This window comes from Isoptericola jiangsuensis (assembly GCF_002563715.1).
Lineage (GTDB): Bacteria > Actinomycetota > Actinomycetes > Actinomycetales > Cellulomonadaceae > Isoptericola > Isoptericola jiangsuensis.
Genome location: NZ_PDJJ01000001.1, coordinates 2937751 through 2954021, shown reverse-complemented (window position 1 = coordinate 2954021; position 16271 = coordinate 2937751). Strand labels below are relative to the sequence as shown.

General features: G+C 73.9%; 8 protein-coding genes. 3 read left to right on the top strand and 5 right to left on the bottom strand.

From position 1 onward, the window contains the following. Positions 1-116 precede the first annotated feature (116 nt). The 3 genes from ATJ88_RS13350 to ATJ88_RS13340 all read left to right on the top strand — a co-directional run bounded on the left by ATJ88_RS13350 (position 117) and on the right by ATJ88_RS13340 (position 8256). The gene (locus tag ATJ88_RS13350; protein ID WP_098464250.1) at positions 117-1901 is read left to right on the top strand and encodes a glycoside hydrolase family 35 protein; all 1785 of its coding nucleotides are present in this window, start codon (positions 117-119) and stop codon (positions 1899-1901) included. 146 nt (positions 1902-2047) lie between these two features. Continuing rightward, a complete protein-coding gene (locus ATJ88_RS13345) occupies positions 2048-5365 on the top strand; it encodes an RICIN domain-containing protein (protein ID WP_098464249.1) in 3318 nt (1105 codons plus the stop codon). After that, the gene (locus ATJ88_RS13340; RefSeq protein WP_098464248.1) at positions 5362-8256 is read left to right on the top strand and encodes a chitobiase/beta-hexosaminidase C-terminal domain-containing protein; all 2895 of its coding nucleotides are present in this window, start codon (positions 5362-5364) and stop codon (positions 8254-8256) included. The genes ATJ88_RS13345 and ATJ88_RS13340 overlap by 4 nt, the downstream gene beginning before the upstream one ends. Before the next feature lie 81 nt (positions 8257-8337). Here ATJ88_RS13340 and ATJ88_RS13335 read toward each other — a convergent pair whose 3' ends face one another. The 5 genes from ATJ88_RS13335 to ATJ88_RS13315 form a co-directional block, all read right to left on the bottom strand. After that, positions 8338-10095, bottom strand: coding sequence for a type 2 periplasmic-binding domain-containing protein (locus tag ATJ88_RS13335; protein WP_098464247.1), 1758 nt, complete (start codon positions 10093-10095; stop codon positions 8338-8340). A 29-nt stretch (positions 10096-10124) separates the two neighbouring features. Next, entirely contained in the window at positions 10125-11114 is a 990-nt protein-coding gene (locus ATJ88_RS13330) for a carbohydrate ABC transporter permease (protein ID WP_098464246.1), read from the bottom strand. A 15-nt stretch (positions 11115-11129) separates the two neighbouring features. Next, positions 11130-12167 carry an ABC transporter permease gene (locus tag ATJ88_RS13325; protein ID WP_245852428.1) on the bottom strand — a complete coding sequence of 346 codons (1038 nt, stop codon included), beginning with the start codon at positions 12165-12167 and terminating at the stop codon, positions 11130-11132. Between the two features lie 189 nt (positions 12168-12356). Next, positions 12357-13355 carry a LacI family DNA-binding transcriptional regulator gene (locus ATJ88_RS13320; RefSeq protein WP_098464245.1) on the bottom strand — a complete coding sequence of 333 codons (999 nt, stop codon included), beginning with the start codon at positions 13353-13355 and terminating at the stop codon, positions 12357-12359. Between the two features lie 10 nt (positions 13356-13365). Continuing rightward, on the bottom strand, positions 13366-16161 hold the full coding sequence (locus ATJ88_RS13315) for a glycosyl hydrolase family 95 catalytic domain-containing protein (RefSeq protein ID WP_098464244.1): 2796 nt from the start codon (positions 16159-16161) through the stop codon (positions 13366-13368). Between the last annotated feature and the right edge of the window lie 110 nt (positions 16162-16271).

Sequence of the window (16271 nt, the reverse complement as noted above, 5' to 3'; positions counted from 1 at the left end):
CCCGCCCGGCATCACCGCGCGGCCGCCGCCGCGCACCACCGCGCCCGCACCACCGCCGGCGCCGGCCCCGTCCGGCGACCGTCCCTCGACCCTGCCTGTCCGAGAGGTTCACCCCGATGCCCACGTTCGAGATCGGCGAGAAGGACTTCCTCCTCGACGACCACCCCGTCCAGCTCGTCAGCGGGGCCCTGCACTACTTCCGGGTGCACCCGGACCAGTGGGCGGACCGCCTCCGTAAGGCGCGCCTCATGGGGCTCAACACCATCGAGACGTACGTGGCGTGGAACTTCCACGCGCCGGACCCGGGCACGTTCCACCTCGACGGTCGCCACGACCTCGGCCGGTTCCTCGACCTCGTCGCCGCGGAGGGCCTGCACGCCATCGTGCGTCCCGGCCCGTACATCTGCGCCGAGTGGGACAACGGCGGCCTGCCCGCGTGGCTGTTCGCCGACGGCGCGGCGGGCGTGCGGCGCCACGACGCGCGGTTCCTGGACGCGATCGGCACGTACTACGCCCAGGTCCTGCCCGTCGTGGCCGAGCGTCAGGTGACGCGCGGCGGCCCGGTGCTCATGGTGCAGGTGGAGAACGAGTACGGCGCCTACCCGGGCGTGCCCGACGAGGAGCGGGCGCGCTACCTGCGCGAGCTCGTCGCGCTCACCCGCGCGCAGGGGATCGACGTGCCCCTGTTCACCAGCGACCAGGCCGACGACGAGCACCTGTCCCGCGGCGGCCTGCCGGAGCTGCACAAGACGGCGAACTTCGGGTCCCGCTCCCTGGAGCGCCTGGCCGTCCTGCGACGGCACCAGCCCACCGGACCGCTCATGTGCATGGAGTTCTGGGACGGCTGGTTCGACTCCTGGGGCCTGGTCCACCACACCACGACGCCCGAGGCGACCGCCCACGACCTCGACGACCTGCTCGGGGCCGGCGCGTCGGTCAACCTGTACATGTTCCACGGCGGCACCAACCTGGGGCTGACCAACGGCGCGAACGACAAGGGCACCTACCTGCCCATCACGACGTCGTACGACTACGACGCACCCCTGTCCGAGCACGGCGCGCCCACGGCCAAGTACCGCGCCCTCAAGGCCGTCATCGGCAAGCACGCTCCCGTGCCCGACGAGGACCCGGCCGAGCCGGTGCCCGCGCCGGAGCTGGACGTCGTCCTGCCCGACCGGGTGGCGCTGGCCGACGTCGAGCACCTGCTCGGCGGGGCGGTCACCCGCACCACCGGGCTGCCCCCGACCGCGGACGCGCTGCGGCAGTGGTCCGGCTTCACCCTCTACCGCACGTCGGTCGAGGCGGACGACGCGGTGGTGGTGGTCGACGAGATCCGCGACCGGGCGCTGGTCGCGCTCGACGGGGAGCCCGTGGGCGTGCTGGACCGCACGAGCCACACGGGCTCGGTGCCGCTGCCGCGGCGCGCCGGCACCCTGACCCTGCTGGTCGAGGACCGCGGCCGCGTGAACTACGGCGCCCGCATCGGCGAGCCCAAGGGCCTCGTCGGGGCGGTCCGCACCGCACGCCGCGAGCTCACCGACTGGGAGGCGAGGCCGCTGCGGCTCGCGGACGCACCCGCGCTGCTCGCCGACGCCTTCGGTGCCGCGCCCGGCGGTGCCGACGCGCCGTTGGCCGGCCCGTCGTTCCACCGCGGCGAGTTCCCGGGCGTCGCGGGCACCGACCACCTGCTGCGGCTCGACGGCTGGACGCGCGGCCTGGCGTGGGTCAACGGCGAGCTGCTCGGCCGCTACTCGGCCCAGTCCCCGACGCGCACGCTCTACGTCCCCGGCCCGTTCCTGCGCGACGGCGCCAACGAGCTCGTGGTGCTCGAGCTGCACGGCGCGGCCCGTGCCCGCGCCCGGTTCGTCGCCGCCCCCGACCTCGGACCGACCGAGGCCTGATCTCCGGTGCCGGCCCACCTCCCGGGCCGGCACCGGGTTCCACCCGCACGACCCGCACGACTCGCACGACCGCGCCGCGGCCGTGCCCGCTGCCCGGCAGCACCCGTTGGTCCACCCATCGCACCGAGGCGAGAGGACGCTCACCGATGAGCACGACGAGAAGGACACACCGAGCACGCCGCGGCGTGGTCGCCGGCACCGCGGGGGCGCTGCTCGCGACCGCGCTGGTCCCGGCGGCCCAGGCCGCACCCGCCCCTGCCGACGCCGGGGCCGCCGTCGCGGCGGCGACGTCGGCCGTCACCGTGCGGCCCGACCCGTCGTACGCGGGCGAACCGTTCGAGGGCTGGGGGACCAGCCTCGTCTGGTTCGCGAACGCGACCGGCGACTACCCGGACGAGGTCCGCGAGAGGCTCGCCGACATGGTGTTCGGCGACGAGGGCCTCAACCTCAACATCGCGCGGTACAACATCGGCGGCGGCAACGCGCCCGACGTCCCGGACTACCTGCGCGCCGGTGGCGCCGTGGACGGCTGGTGGAAGGCGCCCGAGGGCACCACCCGCACCGACGTCGACTGGTGGGACGCCGACGACGAGGACGACTGGGACCCGGACGCCGACGCCACCCAGCGCTGGTGGGTCGACCGCATCAAGGACGACGTGACGCACTGGGAGACGTTCTCCAACTCCCCGCCCTGGTTCATGACGGTCAGCGGCTACGTGTCGGGCGGGTTCGACGCGAACGCCGACCAGCTCGAGCCGGGCAGCGTCCAGGACTTCGCGGACTACCTGGTGGGCGTCACCGAGCGCCTGGAGGACGCGCACGGCATCGAGGTCGACACCATCGATCCGTTCAACGAGCCGAACACCAACTACTGGGGCACCCAGCTCGGCGCGGACGGCAACCCCACCGGGGGCCGCCAGGAGGGCGCCCACATGGGGCCCGGCCTCCAGCAGCGGGTGATCCCCGCGCTCGCGGACGCGCTCGACGGCGCGTCGACCGACGCGGTGATCTCCGCGATGGACGAGACCAACCCGGGCCGGTTCGCGACGAACTGGAACGCGTGGTCGGGCGCGGTGCGCGACCAGGTGTCCCAGCTCAACGTGCACACGTACGGCACGGGGCAGCGCACCACGGTGCGCGACATCGCCAAGGGCGCGGACAAGCCGCTCTGGATGAGCGAGGTGGGCGGCAACTGGAGCTCCACCGGGCAGGACTTCGAGACCATGGAGTCGGGGCTGGGCAGCGCCCAGCACATCGTCGACGACCTGCGCGAGCTCGAGCCGAGCGCCTGGGTGTTCTGGCAGCCCGTCGAGGACTACGACAACATGGCGCCCGGCGGCGAGAGCGCGGACGGCATGAACTGGGGCGAGATCCAGATCCCGTTCGACTGCACCGCCGAGGACACCCTCGCCACGTGCCCGATCTACACGAACACGAAGTACTGGGCGACCCAGAACTTCACGCACCACATCACCCCGGGCGACCGGCTGATCGGGGTCGACGACACGAGCAGCACCGCCGCGGTGAAGGCCGACGGCTCCGGCGCGACCGTCGTGCACGTCAACTCCTCGACCGCCGACCGTGCGGTGACGCTGGACCTCGCCGGGTTCGCCGACGTGGCGCCGGGCGCCACGGTGACGCCCGTGGTGACGTCCACCGCCGGCTACCTCGTCGAGGGTGACCCGGTGGCCGTGACCGACGGTGCCGACGGCCCCGCGGCGACGCTCGTCGTGCCCGCCGAGTCCGTGACGACGTTCGTCGTCGACGGCGTCTCCGGTGTCGCGGACGACGCGCCGCTCGCCCAGGACGGTCACGTCTACCGCGTGGACGGCGTGCAGTCGGGCCGCTCGCTCGCACCGTCGGGCGCCGGGGTGCGCATCGAGACCGACGCGGCCGACGCCGACCAGCTGTGGACGCTCCAGGACCTCGGTGCCCCCGAGGGCTCGGGCACGCACCGCGGCCGGTACACGCTGACGAACGTCGGCACCGGCGCGCTGCTCGCCGTCACCGCCGACACGTCCGCCACTACCGTCGCGGCCCCCGCCGACCCGGCGGACACCCCCGCGACCGCGCGCTGGATCCTGTCCACCACCGGCGACGGGACGTACACGCTGGTCAACGCGTCGTCGGGCACCCTGCTGGAGGTCGGCGGCCAGGCCACGGCCGACGGCTCGCCCGTCGGCACGTACCTCGCCAACTCCGGCGACAACCAGCGCTGGCGCCTGCTCGACGAGACCGTGCTCGGCACCGAGCCGGTGGACGTGTTCACCACGCCCGGCACCGCGCCCGAGCTGCCCGCGACCGTCACCACGGTCCTGCGCGACGGCCGCGGCGAGCTGCCCGTCACCTGGGACGTCCCCGGTGACGACGCGTGGGCCGCGCCCGGCACCGTCGAGGTGCCCGGCACCGTGACCACCCCCGCCGGCACCACCGTGGACGCCACCGCGACCGTCGTCGTCGACGTCCTCGTCTCGACCCGCCGCGCGACCGCCACGACCTACGTCGGCGGCCTGCCGCAGCTCCCCGCCACCGTCACCGCCGTCACCGACGGCGGGGTCGCCGTGGAGCGCCCCGTCACCTGGCAGGACGTCACCGCCGCCGCGGTCGCCGAGGTCGGCGTCGTCGAGGTCACCGGCACCGCCGACGCCGGCTCCGGGCGCACCCTGCCCGCGACCGTCCGCGTCCTGGTGACCGAGCCGGGGGAGGCCAACGCCGCCCTGACCGACGGCACCACCGCGACCGCGTCGTACACCGAGCCCGGCTACCCCGCGCAGCGCGTGATCAACGGCGACCTCACCGACAAGGGCTGGTCCAACTGGCGCTCCGGCACCAAGAACACCACCGACACCCTGACGGTCACCCTGCCCGCCGCCCGCGACCTCACCCGCGTCGTGACGCGGTTCTGGCGCGACGGCTCCGCGGAGAGCTGGCCGCGCAGCATCCGGGTCGAGGCCCGCACCGGCGGCACCTGGCAGGCCGTCGGCGAGCCCGTCGACGTACCGGGCGGCAGCACGGCGCCCGTCGTCGACGTCCCCGCGGACGTCCGTGCCGACGCCGTGCGCGTCGTCATGACCGCCCGCGACAACACGCACCTCGTGGTGTCCGAGATCGGGGTCATGGCGAAGGTGCCCGGTGAGGCCGAGCCCGCCTGGGACGCCGGCGCGACCTACACCGGCGGGGACGCCGTCTTCCACGACGACGCGTACTGGACCGCCCAGTGGTGGACCCGCGAGACGCCGGGCGCGAGCGTGTGGGGCTCCTGGCAGGAGACCGTGCGCGCCGCGGACGGCACCGCCCTGTGGACCCCGTCCCGCGTCTTCGTCGCCGGCGACCTCGCCGTGCACGACGGCGTGACCTACCGCGCGCAGTGGTGGACGCGGAACCAGGAGCCCGGAGCCGCGAACGGACCCTGGCAGCCCGCGGACGAGCCGCAGGCGACCCCCGGCAAGGGGAAGAAGCCGTGAGCCCGACCAGGACGGGCCGCGTCGTCGCGGGCCCGCACGCCCGGCCCGTCACGCACGCCCGGTCCGTCACGGGGGCGGCGCTCGTCGCCGCCCTCGTGGCGGGCGGGATCACCGCCGGGGCGGGCGCCGCGACCGCGGCCGACGACACCCCGGTGGCGCTCGCGGAGGCGGTGTCGGTGGCGACCACCTCCGGCACCGTGCCGGACCTGCCCGCGCAGGTCGAGGTGGGCACCGCCTCCGGCGGCACGCGGACCGTGCCGGTGGACTGGCAGGTCGCCGACCTCCGGTTCGACCGCACGTACGCGACGTACGCCGTGGCGGGCGATGCCGCCGGACTGGCGGTGTCGGCCGCGGTCGAGGTCGTGCCCGGGTCCGTGGAGTACTTCGTGGACTCGGGTCCGGCGGCGAGCACGCCGCCGTACGCTGCCGTCGCCGCGGTGGCGGACCTGCGCAACGACGCCGCCGACCGGCGGTCCACGGCGCCCGACGCGTGGGGGTACGTCAACGAGGGCGACGCCGACGTGGGCGCCCGCTCCGGGGACGTGGCCGACAAGGACGCCACCGGCTGGTGGGCGCGCGGACGGGCGGGCACGTCCCGGCCGATCGTGTACCGCCTCCCGCTGGACGCGGGCACGCACACCGTGACCCTCGGGTTCGAGGAGTGGTGGTCCGGGCCGCGCCAGATGAAGGTCTCGGTGGTGGCGCCGGACGGCACGGCGACCGTCGTGGCGCCGTCGGTCACGGTGTCGAACGCCTCGGCCACCGCGCGGAACGCGGTCGCGTCGGGCACGGTCGAGCTGGCGCAGGCCGGCACGGCGCAGGTGCGCGTCGAGATCGCGGGCGGCACCGAGGCGCCCGTGGTCTCCTGGCTGGCGGTCGCCGCCGGCGAGGTCGCCGTGGACACGACGCCGTTCGTGGTCGAGGCGCCGACGATCACGCCGGGCAGCGGGCTGTACCCCGCGGCCCAGGAGGTGTCGATCACGGCCCCCGAGGGTGCGACCGTCCGGTACACCACCGACGGCACCGTCCCCACGGTCGCGCACGGCACCCGGTACACCGGGCCGTTCACCCTGGCGACGTCCGCCACGGTGCGGGCCGTCGCCGTCGACGAGGGCGTCGCGAGCCCGGTCGCCCGGTCCGTGCTCGACATCGAGCCGGTCCCGGCCGACGGCTACGACACCGTGCCGGTCGGGCGCACCTGGTACGACACCGACGGGAACCCGATCCAGGCGCACGGCGGCGGGTTCCTCGAGAAGGACGGCTGGTACTACTGGGTCGGCGAGAACAAGTCGCACGACGCCGCGTCGTTCCTCGGGGTGAGCCTCTACCGCTCGCAGGACCTCGTGAACTGGGAGTACGTCAAGGACATCCTGACGCCCGCGTCCCACCCGGAGCTCGCGGACTGCAAGGTCGAGCGGCCCAAGCTGCTGTACAACGATGCTACGGACACGTTCGTCCTCTGGGGCCACTGGGAGACGGCGGACAGCTACGCCGCCTCGCACCTGGTGGTCGCCACCAGCAGCACCGTGGACGGGGACTACACGTTCCTCGACCACTTCCGGCCCGGAGCCGGCTCGGTGCACACCGAGGAGGCGGACCCGACCTACACCGGGGACGACGAGCGGTGGGGCTACGGCTCGCGCGACTTCACCGTCTTCACCGACCCGGACACCGGCCAGGGCTACCTGGTCGGGTCGCAGGACCACCTGAGCATGCGGCTCTACCCCCTCACCGACGACTACACGGGCGTCGACTGGGAGGCGTCGTACCCGCTGTTCGAGGGCGAGCGCCGCGAGGCGCCCGCGGTGGCGAAGATCGGCGACCGGTTCGTCATGATCACGTCCGGCCAGTCCGGCTGGTACCCCAACCAGGCGTACGTCGCCTCCACCACCGACATCACGGACCCCGACGCCTGGTCGGACCTGGAGCCGGTCGGGAACAACACGACGTACTACAGCCAGCCGACGAACATCATGTCGGTGACGCGCGCCGACGGCGGCACCGAGCACGTGTACATGGGTGACCGGTGGGACGCGGGCACGCTGGGCCGCTCCACGTACGTGTGGCTGCCCCTGGAGGTCGACGACGACGGGATCACGCTGGACTTCCGGCCCACGTGGTCGCTCGACACCACCACGGGTGCCGTGTCGGCACCGACGACGCCGCTCGTGTCCGAGGGCCGCGAGGCGACGTCGTCCGCCGCCGTCGCGGGACGTCCGGCGTCCGCGGCGGTCGACGGGGTGGTGACCAACCTCAACCGCAGCGGCGACTCGACGAACTACTTCCAGCCGACCGGGGTGCCGTTCACCTGGCAGGTCGACCTCGGCGAGGTGCTGCCGCTCGACCGCGTCGACCTGGCGTGGCGCAGCTGGAACGGCTCGGAGACGTACGCCCGGTACACGGTGCTGGGCAGCGTCGACGGCGTGACGTGGGAACGGGTCGCGTCCCGGCTCGACAACACCACGGTCGGGTTCACGTCCGACGAGCTCGCCGGCGCGTGGCGCCACGTCCGGGTCGCGGTGGAGCAGGTGGTCAACGACCACAACGGCAACGACGCGAGCTGGGCCGCGGGGCTCGTCGAGGTCCAGGTGTACGCCGCGGCGGACGCCTGGGAGCGGGGAGCCACCTACGACACCGGCGACGAGGTCACCCACGACGGCTCCCTGTGGCGGGCCGGCTGGTGGACCCGCGACGAGCCGGGCACCGGCGTGTGGGGGTCGTGGCAGGAGATCGCCACGGACGCCGACGGGGTGGACCGGTGGACGCCGTCGCGCGTCTTCGACACCGGTGACGTGGTCCGGCACGACGGCGTCACCTACCGGGCCAGGTGGTGGACCCGCAACCAGGAGCCGGGATCGCGCAACGGTCCCTGGCAGGCGACCGACGCCTGAGCCGGCAGGACGAAGGGCCCGGACCGTACGGTCCGGGCCCTTCGCCGTCCGGGCGCCTGCCCGGGCAGGGGCCGGGTCAGGTCACCCGAACTCGTTGGCCACGGCCTCCCGGGCGTCGTTCTGCGCCTCGGCGTTCGCCATGTCGAAGTCGAGCACGGTCTGGTAGCCGAGGCCCTCCGCGGTCTCCTTCATGGAGGCCAGCAGCGCGTCGAACTCGGCGTCGTCCTTCGCGAACACCATCTTCCACGAGTGCTCGACGATGCTGGCCTTGACCTGGCTGCGGATCGTCTCGATCTCGCTGGTGTCGGCCGGGGCGGTGAAGCTCGACCCGGGGGCCACGAGCAGCTGGTCGTTCGCCTGGAGGTACTCCATGGTCGAGGCCGCGCCGCCCATCCGCTCGCTCCAGTCCTCGGTCAGCGGGTTCGCGACCTTGTCCTGGTAGCTCGGCCAGAACGTGTAGTTGTACGGGAACCCGGTGCTCGGGTCGACGTCCTTCGGCAGCACGGTCTGCACGTTGAGGGTGGACACGCCGTCGGTGTACGCGCCGCCGCCCCACTCGGCGGGGACGTCCGCGCCGCCGCCGAGGAACACCTGCTCGCCGAACTCGGTGAGCGCCGGCTCGCCGTTCTCGCCGACCTCCCACGTGAGGTCCTGCGGGCCCGCGGACGCGCCGGTCTGCGAGCCGTTCATGGTGACCCCCTCGGGGGAGTACAGCCAGTCGATGAACGCCGCGAGGCGGGCGGGGTCCTCCGCGCCGGCGCCGATGGCGAGCACCTGCTTGCCGCCGTAGACCTCCGCGCCGTAGGAGAAGATCTGCTGGTCCGCCATCGGGACGAGCTCGAAGCCCTTGCCGTCGGCCATGTTCTCGTCAGTGTTGTACGCCGACTGGCCGAGCCACGGCCACCAGGACAGCAGCACCTGCCCGTTCTGGTACTTGGAGAACATGGTGTCGTAGTTCTGCGTGGTCGACTCCGGGTCGACGAGGCCGAGCTGGTTGGCCTCGTGGTAGAACCGCAGGGCGCGGACGTACTCGGAGTCCGGGTCGACGATGCTCTGGTAGTCGGAGCCGTCGGCCTTGGCGAGCACGAAGCCGATCTCGTCGTACCCGTACAGGGTGGTGGGCTGCTTGCCCATCACCATCATGTTGCCGTCCCAGTCCTTGAACAGGGAGACCGCGTACGCCTTCTGGCCGTTGTCGGCCTCCGGGTGGGCCTCCTGCATGTCCGCCAGGACGGGCAGCAGGTCCTCGAGCGTCCCGATCTCGGGGTAGCCGGCCTCGGCGTACAGGTCCCAGCGCAGGTAGGGCCCGAACGTGGGCTCCAGGCCCTCGGACGACTCGGTCGGGCTGATGCTCGACACCGCCGTCGGGAACCCGTAGACGCCGTCCTTGCCCTCGTTGAGGTGGTCGAGCGCCGCGTCGAACGGCGCGAGGTTCGTCATCGAGTCGACGTACGGCGAGGCGTCCAGCACGAGGCCGCCCTCGACGAGCTCGTCGAGCTTCTCGCCCTTGTCGACCACGACGAGGTCGCCGAGGTCGCCGCCGGCGACGCGGGTGTTGTAGAGCGTGTCGCCGCCGCCCGCCACGTTGGGCGCGATGACGTTGAGCTCCAGGTTGAACTTGTCCTTGACGACCTTGCCGAACCAGCCGCTCTGCGTGCCCATGTAGTTGGCGAGCCCGTCGAAGACGTCGATCGTCAGCGGTTCGGCCTGCGACCAGTCCTGGTCGATGCTGACCGGTCCGCCCGCCTCCTCGGTGGTCCCCGGGCCCGTGCACGCGGTCAGGGACAGCGCCCCGAGCAGCGGCACGGCGATCACGGCCGCAGCCTTCCTGGAATTCATGACACCCCTTCGTGTTCGATGGAGCACGGTCAGCCCTTGACCGCGCCGAGCATGATGCCCTTGACGAAATACCGCTGGAACATCGGGTAGACGAAGATGATCGGCAGCACGACCAGGACGGCGACGGTCATCCGGATCGACGTCGGCGTCTGCGAGGTCGCGGCCGACACGATGGAGCCGAGGTTGCCCTGGGCGTTCTGCGCGGCCTGCGCGAGGCTGCTCGCCTGGTTCGTGTACGTGTAGAGCAGGTACTGCAGCGAGTAGAGCTTCTGGTCGGTGACGTAGAGCAGCGTGTCCTGGAACGAGTTCCACTGGGCCACGGCGGTGAAGATCGCCACGGTCGCCAGGATGGGCGTCATGTTCGGCAGGACGATCCGCCAGAACGTCCGGAACGTGCCGGCGCCGTCGATCTCCGCGGCCTCCTGCAGGGAACGCGGCATGGCCTCGACGTACGTCTTGACGAGGATGATGTTGAACGGCTGCACGATCGCGGGGATGACGTACACCCAGAACGAGTTGGTCAGCCCGAGGGTCTGCATGGTGATGTACAGCGGGATGAGACCGGCGCTGAAGTACATCGTGAAGACGGTCAGCCGGTACCACAGGGAGCGCTTCCACATGCGCTCCTGGGTGAACATGAAGCCGAGGAACGCCGAGGCGAGGACCGTGGCCGCCGTGCCGATCACGGTGCGGGCCACCGACACCACGGCCGCGTTCGTCAGGCCGTCCAGCGCCAGGATCTGCTGGTAGTTCGACAGGTGCAGGCCCTGCGGCAGCAGCCGGACGTCGCCGAGCGCGCTGACGTCGTTCGCGCTGATCGAGTTGATGATCAGGTAGTAGAACGGGTAGGCGCACAGCAGCGCGAACAGCAGGAAGCCGCCGTAGTTGAGGATCGCGAACGGGACGTCCCCGCGGGAGCGCTGCTCGCTGGGGGACCGGCGCCGCCGCCGGGCGGGGGTCGGCGGGGTCGTGCCGGCGTCGGCCGCGGGGGCCGGGCGGGGCGTGGTGGGCGTCGTCATCGTCGTCCTCCGGGCTCAGATGATCGAGGTGCCGCGGGCGCGCTTGGCGACGGCGTTCGCGGCGACCAGCAGCAGGACGGAGATCAGGGACTTGAGCATCCCCAGCGCGGTGGCCATCGACAGGCTGTTGCCCGTGATGCCGATGTTGTAGACGTACAGGTCCAGCACCTGGATGTACTCCTTGTTGAACGCGTTCTGGAACACGTAGTACTGCTCCATCCCGTTGTTGAGCATGTTGGCGATGGACAGCACCAGCAGGACGACGTACGTCGGCATGAGCTGGGGGAACGTGATGTACCGCATGAGCTGGAAGCGGTTGGCCCCGTCGATCCGGGCGGACTCGTACAGCGCCGGGTCGATCGACGTGATGGCGGCGAGGTACATGATCGCGCCCCACCCCAGGCCCTTCCACAGGCTCCAGAGCAGCATCGTCAGCCAGACGTGCTGGTCGGTGTCGAGGAACTTGAGCGGCGCGGTGATGAGGCCCCAGTCGCCGAGCACCGAGTTCACGAGGCCCGTGCTGGAGAACAGCGAGAAGGCGATGAGGTAGACCAGCACCCACGAGATGAAGTTCGGCAGGGTCGTCAGGGTCTGCACCGCGTTGCGGAACCAGGGGGCGCGGATCTCGTTGAGCAGCATCGCGAAGAACACCGGCAGCAGCGACGTGGCGAACCCGAGGAAGCTCATGGCCAGCGTGTTGGTCAGCACCTGCCCGATCTGCTGGAGCTGCACCGGCGAGGAGACGAGCATCTCGAACCACTGGAGCCCCACGAACTCGCTGCCCGCGAGCCCGAGCGCCGGCTTGTAGTCGTAGAACGCCGTGGCCCAGCCCGCCAGCGGCAGGTACGAGAAGAGGAACACCAGGACGAGGAACGGCGCGACGAGCAGGAACATCGTCTTGGACGACCGGGCGCTCGACGGGCGCCCGCCGCGGCGTCGCCCCCCGGGACGCCGGGACGGCGTGCCGCGTCCGGCGACGGGCAGCGGGGTCGCCGCGGCCTGCGTCGCGGCGGGCGCGCCCGTGGCCGCCGGGGTTCCCTGCGTGAGACTCACCTGTCACTCCCTCGTGATGGTCGGCGCGACGACGAACATTGTCGAAGCGCTTCGAATTGATATCACCGACGAGGGCCGCCGCGCAATGGGTCGACCGCATCCCGGGACCCTCCGGCCCCCGGGCGGACGCACGACGGCCGCCGTCCGGGAACGTCCCGGACGGCGGCCGTGGCAGCCGGAGGTGCGCCGTCAGGGCGTCGTCGCGCCCCCGCGCTCGACCAGGACCGGCGCCAGCAGACGGGTCTCCGCCGGCCGCTCCCCGTCCAGCCCCGCCAGCACCATGTCGACGGCGACCCCGCCGATCACCTCGCCCGGGATGTCGATGCTCGTCAGCGGCACCGCCTGCGCCGTCGCCACCGCCGTCGGGCACAGGGCCACCACCGGAGCGCCCGCCGCCGAGGCCAGCCCCCGCTCCGCGAGCCGGCCCAGCACGTGGGGCAGCGCCTGCTCGTTGTGCACGAAGAACCCCGTCGTGCCCGGAGCCCGCTCCAGCACCGCGTCCACCGCCCGGCGCGCGCCGTCCGGCGTCGTCTCGCACGCCTCCACCACGCCCGCCACACCGCGCGCCGAGCACGTCGCCGACCAGCCCCGGATCACCCGGTCCGCGTAGCTCGTGTGCCGCGCCAGCACCGCCGGCGGCGGACCGACCAGCGCGACCTCCCGGTGGCCCGCGTCCGCCAGGTGGCCCGCCGCGAGCCGCCCCGCCGCCTCGAAGTCCAGGTCCACGCAGCTCAGGCCCGCCGGGTCGTGCGGCAGCCCGATGAGCACCGTCGGCTGCCGCAACCCCCGCAGCACCGGCACGCGGGGGTCGTCGGCCTCCACGTCCATGACGATGATCGCGTCCACCATCGACCCCGCCGCCACCCGCTCCAGGCCGCCCGTGTCGTCCTGCGTCAGCAGCAGCACGTCGTGGTCCGCGCCGCGCGCCCGCGTGACCACGCCGGTGACGAACTGCATCACCACCGACACGTCGACCCCCGCACGCAACGGCACCATGAGCCCGATGACGTTCGTGCGGCTCGACGCCAGCGCGCGCGCCCCGGCGTGGGGCCGGTAGCCCAGGTCCGCGATGGCCTGCTCGACCCGCTTGCGCGTCGGGCCCGAGATCGAGCGCTTGCCGGACAGGACGTAGGAGACCGTCGACGCCGAGACTCCGGCCGCCTTCGCGACGTCCTCGATGGTGGGCACGGTCAGCTCCTCACGGGGCGGCGACCGCCGAGCCCGGGGCCGCGTCCGTGCGGCCCCGGTCGGCCGGGTCGGTCAGGCTGATGGGGTCGAGGGTCAACATAGCCCCGGCCGGGACCGTCAGCGGCCCCGGAGGCGCGGGTCGGCCGGGCGAACTTCCCAGGGTCACCGTCACGTCGCGCCCCCGCGGCGCGTGCAGCACCACCCGCACCGGCGTCCCGGCCCGCCATGCCAGGTCCACCCGGAGCCCGCCCCGGGCCCGCAGGCCGGTCACCTCGCCGTCCGGCCAGGCCACCGGGAGCGCCGGCAGCACGTCCAGGTGCGGCACGTCGCGCGAGCCGCGGTGGGACTGCAGCAGCAGCTCGGCCACGCCCGCGGTCAGCCCGCAGCTCCCGTCCAGCTGGAACGGCGGGTGCGCGCTGAACAGGTTCGGGTACAGCCCGCCCCGGTGCCCCGCACCCTCCACGGCCGGGCGCAGCGCGAGGCGCACCTGCTCGTGCGCCCGGTCGCCCCGCCCGAGCCGCGCCCACAGCGCCACCCGCCACGCCAGCGACCAGCCCGTCGACTCCCGGCCCCGCAGCTCCAGGGTCCGCCCCGCCGCCGTCGCCAGGTCCGGCGTCGTCGCGGGACCCAGCACGCCCAGCGGGAACAGCCCCACCAGGTGCGACAGGTGCCGGTGCTCCGGCTGCGCCTCCGGCAGCTCCGCCCCCCACTCCAGCAGCTCGCCCCGCGGCCCCACGCGATGCTCCGGCAGCGCCGCCGCAAGGGTCGCCAGCTCGTCCACCCACGGCTCGGCGGCCTCGTCCCCGCCCAGCAGCGCCGCGACCTCCCCGCACGCGGCCGCCAGCGAGCGCACCAGCGCCACGTCCATCGTCGCGTCCGCCGTCACCGCCGCAGGCGCCCCGTCCGGCGCGACGAACGTGTTCTCCGGGGACGTCGACGGGCTCAGCCGCGCCGTCGCCCGCGAGGTCGTACCTGCAGCCAAGAGGTCGTACCCCGGGGGCACGACCCCACGACCGGAGGTGCCACCTCGCGGAGCGGACGCGGCGGGCCGCGCCCAGTCGAGGGCGAACAGCGCCGCCCCGCGCAGCACGTCCCACGACTCCCGCAGCACCGCGTCCGCCGCCTCCCGGTCCGCCGCGAACCGGTGGTGCTCCACCAGGTGCTGCACCAGCCACCAGCCCGCCGACGCCCACGCCGCCCACGACGCGTCGCCCTCGCCCGCACCCACCGGCGCCGCGTGCCCCCACGCGTCCGCGTTGTGGTGCGCCGTCCAGCCGCGCACCCCGTACAGGTCCGCCGCCACCCGCGCCCCCGGCCCCCGCGCGAGACGCCGCACGAACGCCAGCAACGGCTCGTGACACTCCGCCAGCCCCGTCGGCTCGGCCGCCCAGTAGACCATCTGCAGGTTGATGTTCAGCGTGTACGCGCTGCTCCACGGGCCCGGCAGCCACGGGTTCCACAGCCCCTGCAACGTCGCCGGCAGCCCGCCCGGCCGCGACGACGACAGCAGCAGGTAGCGCCCGTGGTGGAACACCAGCGCCGCCAGCCCCGGGTCCGGGCGGTGCTCCGCCGCCGTGACCCGCCGGTCCGTCGGCAGGTCGGCGGCGCCCTCCGCCGACGGCAGCACCAGCCGCACCCGGTCGTACAGCTCCCGGTGCGCCGCCACGTGGGCGGCGCGCAGGCGCTCGCGGACGGCCCCGGCACGTGCCCCGGGCTCCGCCCCGGCGTCCGTGCCGACCCGTGCCGGGCGCGGGTCGAGCTGGGCCGCGAGGCGCTCGGCGACGGGTCCGACCGGGTCGCCGGGCGGGTCGGTCGTCGCGGTCGCGACGAGCAGGACGTGGGTGGTGGCCGCACCGGTGCGCAGCATGCCGCCGGTGACGTCGGCCCCGGCGTCCCCGACCGCCCGCACCACGACGACGCCGTGGCGGCCGTCGTCGGCGTAGCGGACGACGCTCCCGCCCGGCGCGTGCCCCGGCGGGACGTCGACGGGCAGGTCCACGACGTGCGCGAGGTCGCCGGAGGCGTCCGGCGTGAGCGCGGGGTCGGGGGAGCCCGACGTGCGCAGCAGGCTCTCCACCCGCACGGTGACGCGCACGGGTCGCTCCGCGCGCACGGTGTGGACGAGCGCGCCGCCGGTCGCGTCGGCCCAGGTCTCCTGGACGACGCCGCCGGTCGCGGGCGTCCACCAGCGGTGCGTGGCGACCCCGGTGCGCAGGTCGAGCTCACGCACCGCGGCGCCGCGCTCCCCGGCGCCGGACGCTCCGGGCGCCCGCGCGCCGTCATCGCCGGCCTCCTGCGCGTCGTCGTCGCCGGGCGGGTCGGCGGCCGTGACGGCGACGTCGGCCTCCGCGAGCGGGAGGTACGCCTGCGACCAGGGGGACTGCATCGCGGCGAGCAGGCGCTCGGCCTCGCGGACGTCGCCGTCGTCGAGGGCGCGCCGTACCGCGGCGAGGTGCTCGGGCCCGCGGGCCCGGACGCCCGCGAGGGGGTCGGGGTCGGGGCGCCCGGACCAGGCGGTGCCGTCGTTGAGCCACAGGTGCTCGGTGCCGGGGCGGCCCGCGCACATCGCGGCACGGTGGCCGTTGCCGACGGGCAGGGCCTCGAGCCAGGTCGTGGCGGGGGCGTCGTACCAGAGCCGGTGCAGGTCGTCGGGGCCGTCGGCCGGCGGGTGCGGGTCCGTCGTCGGCCCGGCCTCGGCGCGTGGCGGGGCCTCGGGGGGCACGGCGGGGGCGGTCGGCGCGGCAGGGCCGCGGGCGCTGCCCGGGGAGGCGGGACGGGGCTGGTGGCGACGCTGGACACCCGGCATCGGCCCAGGCTAGCGTGCGCTCGAAGCGCTTCGACAGCGGTGTCGCGGCGACGACGCGAGGAGGCGACGGTGCCGAGCACGGAGCGGACGACGGCGAGCAGGACCGGCGG